The sequence below is a fragment of the Diaphorobacter sp. C33 genome (assembly GCF_030503915.1).
Taxonomy (GTDB): Bacteria; Pseudomonadota; Gammaproteobacteria; order Burkholderiales; family Burkholderiaceae_C; genus Diaphorobacter; species Diaphorobacter nitroreducens.
On record NZ_CP129980.1, the window covers coordinates 1426887 to 1444205 of the forward strand.

Below are 17319 nucleotides of genomic sequence, written 5' to 3' on the forward strand. Positions count from 1 at the left end.
ATGAAAGAAGCCGGGCATCATAATTCAGCCATGACCGACTCCATGCCAGTGCCCCCGTCCCTGCCTGCGGACGGCGTAGTCCCCCTGTCCCACCTTGGCGTGATCCGCGTGGCCGGTGAAGACGCCGCCAAGTTCCTGCACGGCCAGCTGACGCAGGACTTCGCGCTGCTGGATCTGCACCACGCCCGCCTGGCGGCGTTCCTGACCGTCAAAGGCCGCATGCAGGCCAGCTTCATCGCCTTCAAGCGCAGCGAGGCCGAGGTACTGCTGGTCTGCGCCCGCGACCTGCTGGCGCCCGCGCTCAAGCGCCTGTCGATGTTCGTGATGCGCGCCAAGGCCCAGCTGACCGATGCCACCGGCGACTTCGCGCTGTACGGCCTGCTGGGCGACGCCGCCCGCGCCGTGCTACCCGCTGGCGAGCCCTGGGCCAAGACCGATGTGGGGGATGCCAGCGTGGTGCAGCTCTACCCCGCCGAAGGGCAGCCGCGCGCGCTGTGGGTAGCGCCCGCTGGCAGCGCCGCGCCCGCTGGCGCAGCCCTGACCGAAGCGCTGTGGCTGTGGAGCGAGGTGCGCAGCGGCATCGCCACCCTGACCGCGCCCGTGGTCGAGGCCTTCGTGCCACAGATGCTGAACTATGAGTCCGTGGGCGGCGTGAACTTCAAGAAGGGCTGCTACCCCGGCCAGGAGGTCGTGGCGCGCAGCCAGTTCCGCGGCACGCTCAAGCGGCGCACTTACCTGGCACATGCCCCTTCGGCCGTGGCCGTGGGTGCTGAAGTGTTTGCCGACGGTGACGCCGAACAGCCCGTGGGCACGGTGGTGCAGGTTGCGGCCGCACCCACCGGCGGCGTGGATGCGCTGGTGTCGCTGCAGATCGCAGCCACCGGCGGCGCCCTGCGGATGGGCGCCGCGGATGGCGTGGCGCTCACGCTGCTGCCGCTGCCCTACGCGCTGCTGGAAGACATTTAAGCAAAAACAGGCGCTAGCGCTTATTTGACAAGCGCTAGCAGCTATCAATAAAGAAGCCGTCAGCCCTGCAGACTGCGCCGCATGGTGATGTGGGCAATGCCCGCCTCCTCATACGGTTGGCCTGCCGCCTCAAAGCCCGCGCGGCGGTAGAACGCCTCGGCGCTGCACTGGGCATGCAGCGTGACCTGTGCGTCGCCGCGCGCGCGCGCCGCCTGCACCAGCGCGTCCAGCACCATGCGGCCCCAACGCTGGCCGCGCAACACGCGATCCACCGCCATACGGCCAATGCGCGCCTCGCCCGGCGCATCCTGCAGCAGTCGGCCCGTCGCCACGGGCAGACCCAGGCGGTTGTAGGCGACGGCGTGCACGGCAGTGGCGTCCAGCGCGTCCAGCTCGATCTCGGGCGCAATCCCCTGCTCCTGCACGAACACCGCCGTGCGCAGCGCCGTGGCGTCGCGCCCCAGCGTGGCCCAGTCGCCCACGCGCAGCTCCACCATCTCGCCGCCGGCCTCGAAGTGCTCGATCATCGCGCGCAGCGCGGGCGGCACGGCGCGCTTGGTCTGCGTGGCGGGGTCGGCAAACACATAGACCAGTTCCACGGTCACCAGCAGCCGATCGCCAGCGAACATGCTGGCCTCGAACACCAGCGACGTGGTGCCCACGCGCGCGCAGCGCATGCCCACGTCCAGCAGGTCGTCGAGCCGGGCCGAGGCGTGGTACTCGACGCTGGCTTTCTTGAGGTACACCTCGCCGCCCAGCGCCTGCATGCCGGTTTCGTACGGCAACGCCAGCGCGCGCCAGTATTCGGTCATGGCGCAATCAGCGTAGGTGAGGTAGTGGGCATTGAAGACGATCTTCTGGATGTCCACCTCTGACCAGCGCACGCGCAGGCGGTGAAAACAGCGAAAGTCAGAGCGTTGCATGGCGTGTTTCCGTCGAAGGGATCAGTCGAGTTGAAAGGCGCTGCGCAGCGCGGCGGCAGCATCGGCATGGGCCTGGCGCGCCTCGGGAAGGGCGCGACCCATCTTGATGAATTCGTGCGTCACGCCGCGGTAGATCTCGAGTTGCACCGGCACGCCCGCGGCACGCAGCTTGTCCGCGTACTCCACGCCCTCGTCCACCAGCGGGTCGTACTCGGCCAGACCGATCCAGGCCGGCGCCACGCCCTCGGCGTCGGGCGCGAGCAAGGGGGCGAAGCGCCAGTCCTCGCGCTCGGCACGGCTGGGGATGTACTGGTCGAAAAACCAGCCAATGGCCGCGCGTTCGAGCACCAGGCCCTGCGCGAACTCGGTGTGCGAAGGCGTGTCCTGGTGCGCCGTGGTGCCGGGGTAGATGAGCAACTGCAGCGCCAGGGGCAGCCCGGCATCGCGCGCCTGCAGAGCGCACACCGCGGCCAACGTGCCGCCTGCGCTGTCGCCGCCCACCGCCAGGCGCGACGGGTCGGCGCCCAGCGTGGTGGCGTGCTGCGCCAGCCAGGCCAGCGCGTCCCACGCATCGTCGCTGGCCGTGGGGAACGGATGCTCGGGCGCGAGCCGGTATTCCAGCGACACCACCATGCAGCCGGCCAGCCGCGCCAACTCGCGGCACAGCACGTCGTGGGTGGCAATGCTGCCGATGGTGAAGCCGCCACCGTGCAGGTACAGCAGCAACGGCAGCGCCTGCGCGTCAGAGGCCGTGGGTGCATACAGGCGCGCGGCCAGCGGGGTGCCGTCGCGTGCGGGGATGCGCAGGTCTTCCACGCGCGGCAGGGCCGCCTTGGGGAGCTCCAGCACCCCGGCACCCAGTTCATAGGCAGCGCGGGCCTGTGCAGGGCTCAGGGTGTGCAGTGGGGGGCGCCCGGCGCGCGCCATGCCGTCGATGACGTTGCGCATCTGCGGCGTGAGCCGCGCGTGGTGGGGGGAAGGCACATGGGAAGCGGAACCGGGCGTCGTCAACGGAAAAGTCCTTGGGTTATTGGAAGTGCACCTGCACCGGCTGCGCGCCGGGCAGGCCCAGATAGGTGGCCGAGACGCTCAGGCCGGCGCGCGGGGGCAGCAGCGGCGAGAACGACCCCAGGCTCACCAGGTCGCCGGGCTGCAGCGTGATCTCCTCCTGCTGCAGCGCCTGGGCCAGCCAGACCACGGCGTTGAGCGGATGCCCGAGGATATCGCTGCCCTTGCCGCTGGCGAGCAGCGCGCCGGAATGGTCCGTGAGCTGCACGGTCATGCGCTCCAGCGCGTCCAGCAGCGCATAGCGCTCGCCGCGCGTCGCCGGCACGGCGATAGGCTGCCCGGCGATACCCAGGCGCGCGCCCACGTTGATCGCGCCCACGCCGGCGCCGTTGAGCTGGGGCGGCGCCTGCACCACCAGGTCGGGCAGTTCAATGAAGGGGATCACCTGGTCGATGTGCTGCAGCACCTCCTCGGGCGTACGCGCGTGGTTGATGGCCGCATCCTTCACGCGTACCAGCAGGTCGGCCTCGTACAGCGGGCGCGCCCCAAACGCGGCGGGCACGGTGCTGCCGCCGGGGCGCACCATGCCCTCGTACAGCTTGCCCCACACCGGCTTGTCGGTGTTGAAGCGCTTTTGCACCGCGGGGTTGGTGAGGCCGGCCTTGTAGCCCACCACCTTGCCCAGGCGGGCGCCCAGCAGCGCATTGAACTTGGCGCGGGTGCAGGCGCCGTCGGCGTCCGACAGTGCCGGGAAGTTGGGCGCGGGGGTCTTGGCGGCGTAGTGCGAGGCCATCGCCCCCACCGCGGCGTCGCTGAGGCACTCGGCCTGGGCGCCCAGGCCGGTCGCCAAGGCGACCCCCGCGCCCAGGGCGATGAGGGTTTGCTTCATGGTCATGCGTGTCTCCTGGTTGTAGTGTGTCGGGCGATCCTACTGGCACTCCCTCTCTTTCGCACACCATGGCTTTCATCTACTACGTCACCCAGATCCAGTTCGAATTCGGCGCCGTGCGCCTGCTCAAAGCAGAATGCGAGCGCATCGGCATCACCCGCCCCCTGGTGGTCACCGACCCCGGCGTGAAGGCCGCCGGCGTGCTGCAGCAGGCGCTGGACGCCCTGCCCGGCCTGAACGTCGCCGTGTTCGACCAGACGCCCTCCAACCCCACCGAGGCGGCCGTGCGCGCGGCCGTGGAACTCTACAAGGCCCAGGGCTGCGACGGCCTGATCGCCGTGGGCGGTGGCAGCGCCATCGACTGCGCCAAGGGCATCGCGATCGCCGCCACGCACGACGGCCCGCTCACGCACTACGCCACCATCGAGGGGGGCTCGCCGCGCATCACCGAGCGCGCCGCGCCACTGATCGCCGTGCCCACCACCAGCGGCACCGGCAGCGAGGTGGCGCGCGGCGCCATCATCATCGTGGATGACCACCGCAAGCTGGGCTTTCACTCCTGGCACCTGGTGCCCAAGGCCGCCATCTGCGACCCGGGCCTCACGCTGGGCCTGCCGCCCCTGCTGACGGCCGCCACAGGCATGGACGCCATCGCGCACTGCATGGAGACCTTCATGTCCGCCGCCTTCAACCCGCCGGCGGACGGTATTGCGCTCGATGGCCTGGAGCGCGGCTGGCACCATATCGAGGCCGCCACGCGCGACGGCCAGGACCGCGACGCACGCCTGGCCATGATGAGCGCCAGCATGCAGGGCGCGATGGCCTTCCAAAAGGGCCTGGGCTGCGTGCATTCCCTGAGCCACAGCCTGGGCGGGCTGAACCCGCGCCTGCACCACGGCACGCTGAACGCCGTGTTCCTGCCCGCCGTGGTGCGTTTCAACGCGCAGGCCGAATCGGTGCGCAAAGAGCGCCGCCTGGAGCGCATGGCCCATGCCATGGGCCTGGCCTCTGCCAGCGACATCCCCGATGCCATCCGCGACATGAGCGCACGCCTGGGCCTGCCCACGGGCCTGGCGGCCATGGGCGTGACCGAGGCCGTGTTCGACGACGTGATCAAGGGCGCCCTGGCCGACCACTGCCACAAGACCAATCCCCGCCTGGCCACGCCGGACGACTACCGGGAGATGCTGGTCGAGTCGCTCTGACCCGCGGCAGCGTTCGCCGAGCAGGCGCCCGGCGGCCTCGCTACACTGGTGCGCTTAACATTTATTAACACGCATTCCGCCGGTTCGGCGGGGCCGCGTACCGCATGCGCACATACCCGCTCTCCAAATGGCTGACGCAAGGCACCTACCCGCGCCTGTACGTTCCCATTGTGCTGATCATGGTGGCGGTCACGCTGGTGCGCTACCACGCGCTGGTGGGCGCCGAGCGTGAGGAGGCGCAGCTGCGCATGCGCGCAGAGCTGCAGGCAGCCGCGTACGCCGTGCTGCAGGCGCTGGACGAGCCTGCCGGCAATGCTGCAGCGCAGGAGCGCCTGCGCCAGGCCGCGCAGGTCGCGGACGCACCGATCCAGTCCATCCGCTGGGAACTGCCCTCCCGCCCGGCCGTCGACCTGCGCAACGCCATGCCGCCCACCAAGGCGCCGCCGTGGTTCGTGGAGCTGCTGGACCTGCCCACCCCGCGCCACACGGTGGCGCACCGGCTGGCGGACGGCCGCACGGGGCAGCTGGCGCTGGCGCTGTGGCCCCAGCACTACGTGGACCGCGCCTGGGGCGCGATGGCCACGCAGTTGCGCATCACGGCGCTGAACATCTTCACCATCCTGCTCCTGCTGACCCTGATCCTGCGCGCGAACGACCGCATGCTGGACCGCATGCGGCACGCGGCGGAGCGCTTCAAGCAAGGCCACCTGGACGCGCGCATACGCCGCACGGGCACGCTGGAGGCGCGCGAAATCGCCGACACCTTCAACGACATGGCAGGCAAGGTCCAGTCCCTGGTGCTGTCTCTGCAGGAAACCCAGCGGCAGCAGAACGAGCAACTGCACTTTCGCCGCCAGCTGGTGAACGCCCTGCCTCTGCCTTTGTTCGTGCTGGGCGCGGATGGCGCGCACCTGGAGACCAACAAGGCCTGGCGCGAACTGCTCAATGCCTCCCGCCCCTCCACCGTCGCGGGCACGCTGGACCAGCTCTGGGCCGACGGCGTGGACTCCTCCATCGTCCTGGCCCAGCGGCTGTCCGACCGGCCCTCGGGATGGCAGACCACCGTTCGCCCCTTGCAGGGCGTGCCGCACGAGATGGCCTGCTACCACGCCACCTTCACCGCGCCCGACGGCGTACCCGCCGGCACCATCGGCGTGCTGGTGGACATGACGGAGCACACCCAGGCACTGCAGGCAGAGCGCGCCGGCCGTGCGTGTGCGGAGGCCGCGCTGGATGCCGTGGCCGATGGCGTCATCACCATCGACGCGCAGGGCCTTGTGCGCACGATCAACGGCGCAGCCCAGCGGGTCATCAGGCTTGCGCAGGGGCAGACGGTCGGCCGCCACGTCGATGAGGTCTTTCGCCTGGAGCCACCGCACTCCGTGCTCGCCGCCTCGGGAACGCAGGGGCATGCTGCGCACGGCGCGGGCGCCCCGGCCACCGCGATCCTCGCCTGCCATTCGGGTGCGCCGCGCACGGTGGACTACTCCGTGGCGGCCGTGCACGCGCCCGACGGCACCGCCGTGGGCCACGTGCTGGTCTTTCGCCCCCGGTGACGTTGCCGCGGCACGCCGCGGCGGACACGCTCACAGCGGCTGGACGCGGGCGGGATCGGGCCGCCGCAGCCACTGCGCCCACTCGTCCGCCAGCTGCTGCGCCGCCGCCGTCGCGGTGCTCCAGGCACGGGCGCGCGCGGCCGTGTCGGTGCCGTAGCGGGTGAAATCGGTGCGGTCCGGCAGTTTGCCGCCGGGCAGGCTGCGCACCCAGTCGGGATGGGGCGACAGCAACACCATGCGGTCCAGCGCCGGCGTGGCGCGGTGGCGCCAGGGCAACCCCTTGTCCAGCCAGCCGGGTACCACGCGGTGCTGGAAGTGCGGGTACAGCACGATCCCCGGTGCACTTTCCAAGCCGTTTTGGCCTGCAGCACCCGCGGGCAAAGCGGTATCAGCTATATTTTTAATAGCAATTGGCGCCTGATACCGCAGGTGCAGGTGGTAGTCGGTGATGCCCCCGTCCCAGTAGGCGCCGCGCGGTGCGCCTGCGATGTCGTGCACGGCGCGCAGCACGAAGGGAATGGAACAACTGGCCTGCAGCGCGGGCATGAAATTCTGCGGGGTCAAGGCCACCTGGTGGGTGCGGAAGTCGCGCACGTCAAACGGCAGCGCGCCCGGCGCAGCGGTGGAGAACACCACGCGGTCCAGCCACAGCGCCAGCGCGCGGCGGTGCAGCGCATTGCTGGCGAAAGCGCCCAGGTAGCCCAGCGGCGTGCCCCAGCGGTGCTCGCGCGCCAGCAGGTGGCGCCCGCGCGCGGCGATGATGTGCAACCGGTAGCGCGCATGGCCCAGCACCGTGTCCACACGGCCGCCAAAGAAGGCCTGCAGGTTCTGGCCGAACTGCGCGCTCACCGCGTCCGCCGTGGGGCGGCGCGCGCCGGGGGGCAGCTCGTACTCCTGGTGGATGTAGTCGTGCTCCAACCGTTCGAAGGCCGGCAGGCTGTTATCCAGGCACGCCGTGGCCATGCGCCACGCGCCGATGGAGGCGCCCACCAGGTCCACCGGCTGTGCCGACTGCGCCAGCCATTCACCAAAGACAAACCGGTCCAGCGGGCCGAGGATGAGTCCCTTCGGGCCGCCCGCGGCCGCGGGAATCACGGCCACGTCGCTCGGCGCCAGGCCATGGCGCCCGATGTGCTGCAGCGCCTGCGGACCGGCATGGATGCACAGCGCCTTCATCACGCCCCCGCCTCACGCATGCGCCGGCTCACACGTAATCGCCCGCGTCGGGGCGGACCTTCCAGTCAATGGGGTCCTGCTGCAGCACCATGTCGATGTCCAACCCCAGCGCGATGCCGACTTCGCCGGGGAAGGACCCCGCCAGCTCGCGCGCATCCAGCCCCGCCTCGCGCGCGCGGGCGCGCCACGCGGCCAGGTGCAGCACTCCCGCCAGCGGCTCGTACACATCGTTGTCGAACGGCGCATGGTGGTGGCGCAGCGCGTCCACCACGGTCTCGGGCAACTGCCAGCGCCAGGCCAGCCCCGCACTCACATGGGCGTAGCAGTAGCCGCACAGGTGTTGCTCCAGCCGGGCGCGGCGCAGGTCCAGCGGGCCCACCAGGCTGTTGAGGGTCTGCATGCGGCTCGCGTCGGCCAGGTGCATGGCCAGCTCGCCCACCCCGTGCAGCAGGCCGGCCGTGTAGGCAGCGATCTGGTTGTGGTGCACCAGCCCGGCGAGCGCGCGTGCCACTTTGGCCGTGTGCAGGCTGTAGCGCCAGAAGTGTTGCAGGTTCATCCCCGGCACCGAGCGCGACGTGGTCCCCAGCGGCGCGGACGCCACCAGCGCGCGCAGTTGGGACACCCCCAGGAGCGCCAGCGCCTCAGGAATACCGCCGATCTGGCGCTGCGCGGCGAATGGAGGCGTGTTCGCCTCTTCCAGCAGGCGTGCGGCCAGTGCAGGGTCGGTGCCGAAGAGCTGGTTCAGGCGCCGCAGGTTGGGCTCTACCGCGCTCAGCTCGTTCATCAGCAGCGCCACCGCGCGTGGCAGGCTGGGCAGCGTGATGGGCTGCGCCAGCAGTGCGTTCAACTCCATGGATCGGATCGCCCAGACAGGAAAGTCGGGCCATTATCCATGCAACTCTTACGGTTGTTTACGGGCAGCGCTTCAGCGCTTGCCCTGCTGCAGCTTGGCGAAGGCCGAGGCCATGGCCGAGGGCTGCGCCGGCTCGGCCGCGCGGCGCGGCGGGGCGTAGCCACGGCCCGCGCCTTCGAAGCGGTTGTCGCGCGGGCCGTCGCGGCGCGCGGGTGCGGCGTCCAGCTTCATGCTGAGGCTGATGCGCTTGCGCGCCGCGTCCACCTCCAGCACCTTCACCTTGACGATGTCGCCGGTCTTGACGACCTCGCGCGCGTCATTCACGAACTTGTGGCTGAGCTGGCTCACGTGCACCAGCCCGTCCTGGTGCACGCCCAGGTCCACGAAGGCGCCGAACTGGGCCACGTTGCTCACCGTGCCCTCCAGCACCATGCCCTCGCGCAGGTCGGCAATGTCTTCCACGCCCTCGTTGAAGCGCGCCACCTTGAAGTCGGGGCGCGGGTCGCGGCCGGGCTTTTCCAGCTCGCCCAGGATGTCGCGCACGGTGATCACGCCGAACTTCTCGTTGGCGAACAGCTCGGGCTTGAGCGTCTTGAGCATCTCGGCGCGGCCCATGAGCTCGGCCACCGGCTTGCCGGTCTTTTCCATGATCTGCTCGACCACGGGGTAGGTCTCGGGGTGCACGCCGGTCATGTCCAGCGGGTTGTCGCCATCGCGGATGCGCAAGAAGCCGGCCGCCTGCTCGAAGGTCTTGGCACCCAGGCCGCTGACCTCCATGAGCTGCTTGCGGTTCCTGAAGGCGCCGTGCTGCTCGCGCCAGCGCACCACGGCCTTGGCCACGCTGCCCGACAGGCCCGACACGCGCGCCAGCAGCGGCGCGCTGGCGGTGTTCAGGTCGACGCCCACGGAGTTCACGCAGTCCTCGACCACGGCGTCCAGCGTGCGCGCCAGCTCGCTCTGGTTCACGTCGTGCTGGTACTGGCCCACGCCGATGCTCTTGGGCTCGATCTTCACCAGCTCGGCCAGCGGGTCCTGCAGGCGGCGCGCAATGCTGGCGGCGCCGCGCAGGCTCACGTCCACGTCGGGCATTTCCTGGCTGGCGTACTCGCTGGCGGAATACACCGAGGCGCCGGCCTCGCTCACCACTATCTTTTCAATAGCTGGTAGCGCTTGACCTGCCTGGTCTACGGCCTGTTTTTGCATTAATTTGATCAGCTCGGCCGCCAGCTTGTCGGTTTCGCGGCTGGCGGTGCCGTTGCCGATGGCGATGAGCTGCACGCCGTGCTTCATGCACAGGCGGCCCAGCGTGGCCAGGCTGCCGTCCCAGTCGCGGCGCGGCTCGTGCGGGTAGACGGTGGCGGTCTCCACCAGCTTGCCGGTGCGGTCCACCACGGCCACCTTCACGCCGGTGCGGATGCCGGGGTCCAGCCCCATCACGGCGCGCGGGCCGGCGGGCGCGGCCAGCAGCAGGTCGCGCAGGTTGTCGGCAAACACCTTGATGGCCACCTTCTCAGCCTCCTCGCGCAGGCGCGAGAACAGGTCGCGCTCGGTGGACAGGCTGAGCTTCACGCGCCAGGTCCAGGCCACGCACTTGCGCAGCAGGTCGTCGCTCTTGCGGCCCTGGTGGCTCCAGCCCAGGTGCAGGGCGATCTTGCCCTCGGCGATGCTGGGCTGGCCCGGCTCGGGCTTGAACGTGGAATTCGCCTGCGGCTCAGGCAGCGCCAGCTTGGCTTCCAGAATCTCCAGCGCGCGGCCGCGGAACACCGCCAGCGCGCGGTGCGAGGGCACGCGGCCAATCGGTTCGTCGTACTCAAAGTAGTCACGGAACTTGGCCACCTCGGGGTCGTTCTCGTTCTTGCCCTCCACCTTCTTACTGCGCAAGAGCCCCTCGGCCCACAGCCATTCGCGCAGCGACTGCACCAGCACGGCGTCCTCGGCCCAGCGCTCGGACAGGATGTCGCGCACGCCGTCGAGCACGGCGAAGGTGGTCGAAAAATCGGGCCCCGGCTTGCCGTCATCGAGCGTGGTGGCGGGCTGGCAGAAGGCCTGGGCCTCGGCGTGCGGATCCAGCGTGGGGTCGGCCAGCAGCTTGTCGGCCAGCGGCTCGATGCCGAACTCGCGGGCAATCTGGCCCTTGGTGCGGCGCTTTTGCTTGAAGGGTAGGTAGATGTCTTCCAGCTCCTGCTTCGTTGGAGCAGCAGCAATGGCAGCGCGCAATGCGTCGGTCAACTTGCCCTGCTCGTCGATGCTTTTCAGCACCGCCACGCGGCGGTCTTCCAGTTCGCGCAAGTAGGCCAGGCGCGCTTCGAGCTCGCGCAGTTGCACATCGTCCAGGCCGCCGGTCACCTCCTTGCGGTAGCGTGCGATGAAGGGCACGGTGGCCCCGCCATCGAGCAGCTCCACCGCTGCGCGGACCTGGGATTCGGTGACTTTGATTTCTGCGGCCAACTGCCGAACGATCTGCTGCATGTGCCTTCTGAGACGGGTCAAAACACGAAGCGCGCGAGTTTGCCACAGGGCTTGCTCCCTAAAATTGCAACTGCCGATGTCCACCCCTCCCTTCCCCCTCCGCACCGAATGCCCGCCCGGCGCCTGCGTGTGCGAGCGCGACGCGCTGATGCGCACGCCCGGCGGTGATGTGCGCATCCTGCGCCTCACGCGCGAGGAGGAAAAACGCCTCGTGCAGCGCCTGGAGAGCCTCACCAGCCTGGCCGACCTGCGCCACATGGAGCAGCGCCTGTTGGAGCAGCTCGGCGTGCGCCTGACCATCGGCACCAGCCCCAACGAGGTACGCAGCCTGCGTGGCATCACCGTGCTGGTCCAGGAGCAGCCGGGCCTGTGCCGCAAGACGCGCCAGGCCATCCCTGCGGCCATCAAGAAAAGCATGGAGCGGCACCCCGAGATCGTCTACGCCCTGCTCAACGCGGGCGGCCTGTTCGAGGGCCTGTGATCCATGCAGGACGATCTGTTTGGCGGTGCGCCGCCATCGCCCTCAGCACCGCCACGACCACCGGAAGACACCCACGCCCGCCCACGGGAAAAGTCACCCACCCGCCGCACCGGCGTGCATCCCGCCGCGTGGGGCGACGATCTGCGCGCACTCGCCAACCGGCTGCCGCCCACGCTGCGCCTGGGCACCTCCTCCTGGAGCTACCCTGGCTGGCAGGGCTTCGTGTGGGAGGGGGCGCATTCCGAACAGCTGCTGGCCCGCAAAGGCCTGCCCGTGCTGGCCCAGCATCCGCTGATGCGCACCGTGAGCATCGACCGGAGCTTCTACCGCCCGCTCAAGGCCAGCGACTATGCGCGCTACGCGGCCCAGGTGCCGGCGGACTTCCGCTTTGTGGTCAAGGCGCCCAGCCTGGTCACCGACGCGCTGGTGCGCAGCGAGGACGGCCGTGGACGCGAGCCCAACCCGGCCTTCCTGAATGCGCAGTTGGCCGCCCAGGAGTTTGTGGCGCCCGCACTGGAGGGGCTGGGCCAGCGCACCGGCGCGCTGGTGTTTCAGCTAAGCCCGCTGCCCTGGAACCTGCTGGACCGCCTGCCCGAGGTGTTGGAGCGACTGCGCACGCTCTTGCAGGCCCAACCGGCGCTATGCCCCGCGGCGCCCGACGCCGTCCTGGCCGTCGAGGTGCGCGACCCCGAATGGCTGGCGCCCGCGCAACTGCACCACTTCGCCGACGTACTGCGCAGCAGCGGTGCCACCTACTGCCTGGGCCTGCATGCGCGCCTGCCGCCCCTGGCCGAGCAACTACCGCTGCTGCGCCGGCTCTGGCCCGGCCCACTGGTCTGCCGGTGGAACCTGAACCCCGTGCACGGCCCCCAGGGGTATGAAGCCGCTGAAAAGGGCTATGCGCCCTACGACCGCATTCACGACCCCGATCCGGACAACCTGGCGCTGCTGGCGCGCACGGTGGCGGGGATCTGCGGACGGGGCCAAAACGCCTTCGTGACCATCAGCAACCACGCGGAAGGCTGTGCGCCGCTGACAGTGCAGCGGCTGGCGGAACAAGTGGTTCTTTATGATAAAAAACAGCTCTAACGCTTGACTGGCATGCGCTGGCAGCTATCTTTTCTGACGATCTGACGATCTGACGATCACGGACTGCCGCGCCCGCACGACGTTCTTCTTGCGCCAAAGGGAGACCAAGAACACCGCCCACATGGGGCGCACAAGCGCCACTGCTCGGGCCCTCTTACCGCTGCCTCACCCGCAGCGAGCTGCACACCCCCGCCACGACCGCGCACGCCCCTGCCACCAGCAGTGCCAGCGACTCCGCGCTTCCATCGTGCCCCGGCCGCAGGGCGAAGATGGCCGCGAGCGACACGGCGCCCAGTGTCTGGCCCGTCAGGCGCGCGGTGCCCAGCATGCCGCTGGCCGCGCCGCTGCGATGCAGCGGGGCCGAGGTGACGATGGTGTGGTTGTTGGGCGACTGAAACAGCGCAAAGCCGGCACCGCACAGCGCCATGCGCCAGGCCACGTTCCAGTCCGCGGGCTGCGCGGGCATCAGGCCCAGCGAGACCAGGCCGGCAGCAAACACCGCCATGCCAATGCCGCCGAGCAGGCCGTCCGGGTAGCGGCCAATCAACCGGCCCGCCAGCGGCGCCACCACGGCGGTGGCCAGGGGCCAGGCCGTGATGAGCAGCCCGGCCTCCAGGTGGGTGCGGCCCTGCGCCTCCAGCAGCAGGAAGGGCAGCGACAGAAAGCCCAGCATCTGCGCGCAGAACGCCCCCACGGAAGAGCCCATCGACAGGGCGAACACCGGAATGCGCAGCAGGTCCACCGGAAACAGCGGCGCCGCCAAGCCGCGCTGGCGCCACAGGAACACCGCCCCCACGGCCACGCCCGCGGCCAGCAGGATCGCACCCGTGGCCGCGCTGCCGCCCTGCGCCGCGCTGCGCACGCCCAGTTGCTCCCCACCGAGGAACAGCAGCGTGAACATGGCGCCGTTGAGTAGCACGTCGATGGCGGAAAAGCGCGGCGCATGGTTGGCGGATGGAGGATTGACCGGCAGCGCGCGCCGCCCCAGCCACCAGACTCCGACGCCCAAGGGCAGGTTCATGGCAAACAGCCAGGGCCACGACGCCACCGACAGGATGGCCGCCGCCACCGACGGCCCCGCCATGGACGCGGTGGCCACCACCAGCGAATTGATGGCCATGCCGTGGCCCAGCTGTGCGCGCGGATAGATCAGTCGCACCAGCGCCGCGTTCACGGCCATCACGCCCGCGGCGCCCAGGCCCTGCAACGCGCGCGCGGCAATCAAGGCGGGCATGCTGGCCGCCAGCATGGCGCCCACCGACGCCAGCGCGAACAGCGCCATGCCCACCAAGTACACGCGCCGGTAGCCCACGCGCTCGCCCAGCGCGGCCAGCGGCAGCAGCACGACCAGCGTGGCGAGCTGGTAGGCGTTGACCACCCACACGCTCTGCGCCGCGCCCGACTGCAACTGGCGTGCGATGTCGGGCAGCGCCAGGTTGACGATGCTGCTGTCGAGCACCGCCAGCGTGAGCCCGAGAACGATGACCAGCATCGCCTGGCGGCGTGCGGGCTGCGGCAGGCCGTCGGCCAGGGGCGGCGCACCCACGGGTAAGCCGCTCATGGCCGGCGCTCCGGGGCGATGTCTTTCGCGGCGCCGTGCGCGATGCGCTGCGCGCCCGCCGGCCCCAGCGTGATCCAGGTCAGCGCCACCCCCGTCAGCGCCCCCGTGGCCATGCCCACCACCATGGGCAGGGGCGCGTCGCTGGCAAACAGGCCCACCGCCGCCATGGCGAGGGTGCCGATCAGCATCTGCAGCGTGCCCATGAGGGCGGACGCCGTCCCCGCAATGGTGCCGTGCTCCTCCAGCGCCAGCACGGAGGTGGTGGGGATCACCAGCCCCATCAGCGCGCTGGCGACGAAGTACAGCACCAGCAGCACGGCCAGCCGGTCGCCGCCCAGCAGGTAATGCGCCAGCAGGGCCAGCATGACCGCGCCCGCGCCGCTGGCGGCCGCCTTCACCACCGGCGCCATGCCGTAGCGCCGCCCCAGCCGCGCCGTGAGCTGCGCGCTGGCGAAGAAGGCCGCCGCGTTGACCGAAAACGCCACGCTGTACTGCACGGGCGACAACCCGTAGTGGTTGATCAGCACGAAAGGCGAGCCCGCCAGGTAAACGAAGAAACCCGCCATGGAGCAGCCGCCGATGCCCACCAGCCCCAGGTAGTGCCAGTCGCGCAGCAGCGTCGTGTAGGCCGCGGCCGCGCTGCCCACGGAGCTGCGCACCCGCTGGCCGGCGGGCCGTGTCTCGTGCAGCGCCCGCTGGACCAACACCAGCCCGGCCAGCGCCGCCACCGCCACCACCCAGAACACGCCGCGCCAGCCGGCCAGCGCGATCACGCCGCTGCCCACCAATGGCGCCAACAAGGGCGACACGCTGAACACCAGCATCAGCAGCGACATGAGCCGGGCCGCCGCGGTGCCCGTGTGCAGGTCGCGCACCACCGCGCGCGGAATCACCATGCCCGCCGCCGCGCCCAGCCCCTGCACAAAGCGCAGCAGCACCAGCGTGTGCACGTCGGTCGCCAGCGCGCAGCCCACGCTGGCCAGCGTGAACAGGCCCAGCCCGAAGAACAGCGGCGGCCTGCGCCCGACCATGTCGGACACCGGGCCGTAGACCAACTGGCCCACGCCCAGCGCGAGAAAGAAGGCCGTCAGGCTCCACTGCACCGCCCCCACGTCGGCCCGCAGCGCTGCGCCGATGGCCGGCAGCGCCGGCAGGTACATGTCGATGGCAAATGGGCCGATGGCCGAGAGCAGGCCCAGGATCAGGGCCATGCGGAAAAACGGGGAAAAGGGCATTCGGGCGATTGTCGCCACACTGGCCGGATCGTGCTGGCGCGCTGCGCGAAGGCCCACATCGCCTCCCATGCAGCGCCGCGGCCGGCACCCGCGTGCGTTCGATGGCCACAAAAGCCGCCCTTCCTGCCCGCTGTTCACGGGTTGCCTGGCCCTGCCGCCGCCCGACAATCGCGTGCGCGGCTCGGCCGCACTGTTCCCTGCCGTCCTGTACTGCCTCGCCCGGAGACACCGCATGCCCCTGCCCCCGATCGCCCCCGCCGTGCGCGGCTGGGCCGCCACCCTGGCCCTGTGCGCTGGCGCCCTGTTCCTGGCCGCGCCCGCCCTCGCCGCCACGGACCGTGAGGACGAGGCCGACGACGCCCCGCCCGTTCCGGTCGCGCCCGCCCAGCCGGTGCTGGTGCCGTCGCCCGACGGCGCGCTGGTGATCGACACGCAGGCGCGGCTGGCCTGGCCGCGCTGCGCGCAGGGCATGCAATGGACAGGCACCACCTGCACCGGCGTGGCCCTGCGCTACACCTACGGCGAGGCCCAGGCGCTGGTGCGCCAGCGCTGGAAGGACGAGGGCGTGCGCTGGCGCCTGCCGCGCGTGCCCGAGCTGCGCCGCCTGGTCAACCGCAACGCGCAGCCGCCCTCGGTCGACCCCCAACTCTTTCCCAATGCGCCGCTGGAATGGCACTGGACCGGCACCGCCAGCGTCAACACCCTCAGCGTGAACCCCTACGCCTACGGCAATGTGGCGCGCGGCGGCGCGGGCGAGAGCAGCCTGTCGGTGCAGCAGGGCTGGGCCGTGGACATGACCAGCGGCGAGGCCCGCGGCGACGTGGGCCGCAGCACGCGCCTGCCCATACGGCTGGTGCGCCCGGCGCCCTGAGCGGATGCTCTGCGCACCCTGCACCTGGGTGGACGCGCAAACGCTACATTTTCAATAGCTGCTAGCGCTGATCCAGCAAGCGCCAGAAGCCATTTCAATTCAAAATCCGGTCACTGCGCGCGCAACGCCGCCCGCAGTTGCGCCCCCAGCTCGGGTTTGTCCGCGAACGGGTCGGTGGGGTTGCGTGCCTGCACCACGTCTTCCATGCGCGTGCGCACGGCCCCCAGCGCCTGCGGGTGGCTGTAGATGTAGAACTGCCCCGCCGCCACGGCGTCGAAGACCTTCTGCGCCACCTCGGCGGCCGTCACCTTGCCGCTGGTGACGGCCTTGCCGATCATGGCCTGGCCGATGAGCTGGCTCTTGGTGGGCCGCTCGTCCGCCAGCACCTGCGGGCGGTTGCGCTCGCTCTGGCTGATGCCCGTGGGCACGAAATACGGACACAGCACGCTGGCGCCCACCTGGTCGGTGACCAGCGCCAGATCCTGGTACAGCGTCTCGCTCAGTGCCACCACGGCGTGCTTGCTGACGTTGTAGATGCCCATGTTGGGCGGGGCCAGCAGGCCGGCCATGCTGGCGGTGTTGACGATGTGCCCGCGCCAGGCGGGGTCGTCCTTGGCGGCCTGCAGCATCAGCGGGGTGAACAGGCGCACGCCGTGCACCACGCCCATGAGGTTCACGCCCAGCACCCATTCCCAGTCGCGGGCCGAGTTCTCCCACACCAGCCCGCCCGATCCCACGCCCGCGTTGTTGAACACCAGGTGCGGCGCGCCGAAGTGCTGCACCACGTCCTGCGCCAGCTGCTCCATCTGCGCGGCGTTGGACACGTCCACCCGGCGCGCCAGCACGGGGGCGCCAGCGGCGGCCAGCTCCACGGCGGCGCGCTCCAGTGCGTCCTGCTGCACGTCCACCAGGACCAGGTTCATGCCCAGGCGCGCGCCGATGCGGGCGCACTCCAGGCCAAAGCCCGAGCCCGCCCCCGTGAGCACGGCGGTCTTGCCGGCGAAGTTGTCGATCATGCTGTGTGTCTCCTGCGGTCT

Annotated in this window: 15 protein-coding genes; 6 read left to right on the forward strand and 9 right to left on the reverse strand. The window is 70.4% G+C overall.

The window, feature by feature from the left end:
- The first annotated feature begins 30 nt into the window (after positions 1-30).
- Positions 31-966, forward strand: coding sequence for a folate-binding protein YgfZ (locus QY917_RS06775; RefSeq protein WP_123675726.1), 936 nt, complete (start codon positions 31-33; stop codon positions 964-966).
- Between the two features lie 59 nt (positions 967-1025).
- Here QY917_RS06775 and QY917_RS06780 read toward each other — a convergent pair whose 3' ends face one another.
- Genes QY917_RS06780 through QY917_RS06790 form a run of 3 tightly spaced genes read right to left on the reverse strand, consistent with a single transcriptional unit; the run spans position 1026 to position 3792 of the window.
- The gene (locus tag QY917_RS06780) at positions 1026-1889 is read right to left on the reverse strand and encodes a YbgC/FadM family acyl-CoA thioesterase (RefSeq protein WP_123675725.1); all 864 of its coding nucleotides are present in this window, start codon (positions 1887-1889) and stop codon (positions 1026-1028) included.
- A gap of 21 nt (positions 1890-1910) precedes the next feature.
- Positions 1911-2900 (reverse strand): alpha/beta hydrolase, encoded by a 990-nt coding sequence (locus tag QY917_RS06785; RefSeq protein WP_123675724.1) that lies wholly within the window; start codon positions 2898-2900, stop codon positions 1911-1913.
- A gap of 16 nt (positions 2901-2916) precedes the next feature.
- Positions 2917-3792, reverse strand: coding sequence for a 2-keto-4-pentenoate hydratase (locus QY917_RS06790; protein ID WP_123675723.1), 876 nt, complete (start codon positions 3790-3792; stop codon positions 2917-2919).
- 62 nt (positions 3793-3854) lie between these two features.
- On the opposite strand from QY917_RS06790, the gene QY917_RS06795 reads away from it, so the two are divergent.
- Together QY917_RS06795 and QY917_RS06800 are read left to right on the forward strand one after the other, a co-directional pair.
- Complete coding sequence (locus QY917_RS06795) at positions 3855-4991, forward strand: iron-containing alcohol dehydrogenase (protein WP_123675722.1); 1137 nt, start codon at positions 3855-3857, stop codon at positions 4989-4991.
- A gap of 104 nt (positions 4992-5095) precedes the next feature.
- Positions 5096-6547, forward strand: a complete 1452-nt coding sequence (locus QY917_RS06800) for a PAS domain-containing protein (protein WP_123675721.1) — start codon at positions 5096-5098, stop codon at positions 6545-6547.
- 30 nt (positions 6548-6577) lie between these two features.
- On the opposite strand, the gene QY917_RS06805 is transcribed toward QY917_RS06800, so the two are convergent.
- The 3 genes from QY917_RS06805 to QY917_RS06815 all read right to left on the reverse strand — a co-directional run bounded on the left by QY917_RS06805 (position 6578) and on the right by QY917_RS06815 (position 11045).
- Positions 6578-7723, reverse strand: coding sequence for a phospholipase (locus QY917_RS06805; protein ID WP_123675720.1), 1146 nt, complete (start codon positions 7721-7723; stop codon positions 6578-6580).
- Positions 7724-7751: 28 nt separating this feature from the next.
- Positions 7752-8576 carry an HDOD domain-containing protein gene (locus QY917_RS06810; protein ID WP_123675719.1) on the reverse strand — a complete coding sequence of 275 codons (825 nt, stop codon included), beginning with the start codon at positions 8574-8576 and terminating at the stop codon, positions 7752-7754.
- Positions 8577-8648: 72 nt separating this feature from the next.
- Entirely contained in the window at positions 8649-11045 is a 2397-nt protein-coding gene (locus QY917_RS06815; RefSeq protein WP_123675718.1) for a Tex family protein, read from the reverse strand.
- 76 nt (positions 11046-11121) lie between these two features.
- Between QY917_RS06815 and QY917_RS06820 the strand changes: the two genes are divergently transcribed.
- Positions 11122-11526, forward strand: coding sequence for a hypothetical protein (locus QY917_RS06820; RefSeq protein ID WP_123675717.1), 405 nt, complete (start codon positions 11122-11124; stop codon positions 11524-11526).
- Positions 11527-11529: 3 nt separating this feature from the next.
- Positions 11530-12615, forward strand: a complete 1086-nt coding sequence (locus QY917_RS06825; protein ID WP_123675716.1) for a DUF72 domain-containing protein — start codon at positions 11530-11532, stop codon at positions 12613-12615.
- A gap of 154 nt (positions 12616-12769) precedes the next feature.
- Here the strand turns inward: QY917_RS06825 and QY917_RS06830 are convergent, their stop codons facing one another.
- Together QY917_RS06830 and QY917_RS06835 are read right to left on the reverse strand one after the other, a co-directional pair.
- A complete protein-coding gene (locus tag QY917_RS06830; RefSeq protein ID WP_123675715.1) occupies positions 12770-14176 on the reverse strand; it encodes an MFS transporter in 1407 nt (468 codons plus the stop codon).
- Positions 14173-15411 (reverse strand): multidrug effflux MFS transporter, encoded by a 1239-nt coding sequence (locus QY917_RS06835; protein ID WP_123675714.1) that lies wholly within the window; start codon positions 15409-15411, stop codon positions 14173-14175. The genes QY917_RS06830 and QY917_RS06835 overlap by 4 nt, the downstream gene beginning before the upstream one ends.
- 232 nt (positions 15412-15643) lie before the next feature.
- Here QY917_RS06835 and QY917_RS06840 point away from each other — a divergent pair, with 232 nt between their 5' ends.
- Entirely contained in the window at positions 15644-16282 is a 639-nt protein-coding gene (locus tag QY917_RS06840; protein WP_123675830.1) for a DUF1566 domain-containing protein, read from the forward strand.
- A gap of 110 nt (positions 16283-16392) precedes the next feature.
- On the opposite strand, the gene QY917_RS06845 is transcribed toward QY917_RS06840, so the two are convergent.
- Positions 16393-17298: an SDR family oxidoreductase gene (locus QY917_RS06845; protein ID WP_011804970.1), complete on the reverse strand. Its 906-nt coding sequence runs from the start codon at positions 17296-17298 to the stop codon at positions 16393-16395.
- Between the last annotated feature and the right edge of the window lie 21 nt (positions 17299-17319).

Bases quoted from the DNA above. Each gene is read 5' to 3' on its own strand.
- QY917_RS06810 (WP_123675719.1), bottom strand. From the start codon at position 8,576: ATGGAGTTGAACGCACTGCTGGCGCAGCCCATCACGCTGCCCAGCCTG.
- QY917_RS06805 (WP_123675720.1), bottom strand. From the start codon at position 7,723: ATGAAGGCGCTGTGCATCCATGCCGGTCCGCAGGCGCTGCAGCACATC.
- QY917_RS06775 (WP_123675726.1), top strand. From the start codon at position 31: ATGACCGACTCCATGCCAGTGCCCCCGTCCCTGCCTGCGGACGGCGTA.
- QY917_RS06790 (WP_123675723.1), bottom strand. From the start codon at position 3,792: ATGACCATGAAGCAAACCCTCATCGCCCTGGGCGCGGGGGTCGCCTTG.
- QY917_RS06835 (WP_123675714.1), bottom strand. From the start codon at position 15,411: ATGCCCTTTTCCCCGTTTTTCCGCATGGCCCTGATCCTGGGCCTGCTC.
- QY917_RS06780 (WP_123675725.1), bottom strand. From the start codon at position 1,889: ATGCAACGCTCTGACTTTCGCTGTTTTCACCGCCTGCGCGTGCGCTGG.
- QY917_RS06820 (WP_123675717.1), top strand. From the start codon at position 11,122: ATGTCCACCCCTCCCTTCCCCCTCCGCACCGAATGCCCGCCCGGCGCC.
- QY917_RS06845 (WP_011804970.1), bottom strand. From the start codon at position 17,298: ATGATCGACAACTTCGCCGGCAAGACCGCCGTGCTCACGGGGGCGGGC.
- QY917_RS06815 (WP_123675718.1), bottom strand. From the start codon at position 11,045: ATGCAGCAGATCGTTCGGCAGTTGGCCGCAGAAATCAAAGTCACCGAA.
- QY917_RS06795 (WP_123675722.1), top strand. From the start codon at position 3,855: ATGGCTTTCATCTACTACGTCACCCAGATCCAGTTCGAATTCGGCGCC.
- QY917_RS06830 (WP_123675715.1), bottom strand. From the start codon at position 14,176: ATGAGCGGCTTACCCGTGGGTGCGCCGCCCCTGGCCGACGGCCTGCCG.
- QY917_RS06825 (WP_123675716.1), top strand. From the start codon at position 11,530: ATGCAGGACGATCTGTTTGGCGGTGCGCCGCCATCGCCCTCAGCACCG.
- QY917_RS06840 (WP_123675830.1), top strand. From the start codon at position 15,644: ATGCCCCTGCCCCCGATCGCCCCCGCCGTGCGCGGCTGGGCCGCCACC.
- QY917_RS06800 (WP_123675721.1), top strand. From the start codon at position 5,096: ATGCGCACATACCCGCTCTCCAAATGGCTGACGCAAGGCACCTACCCG.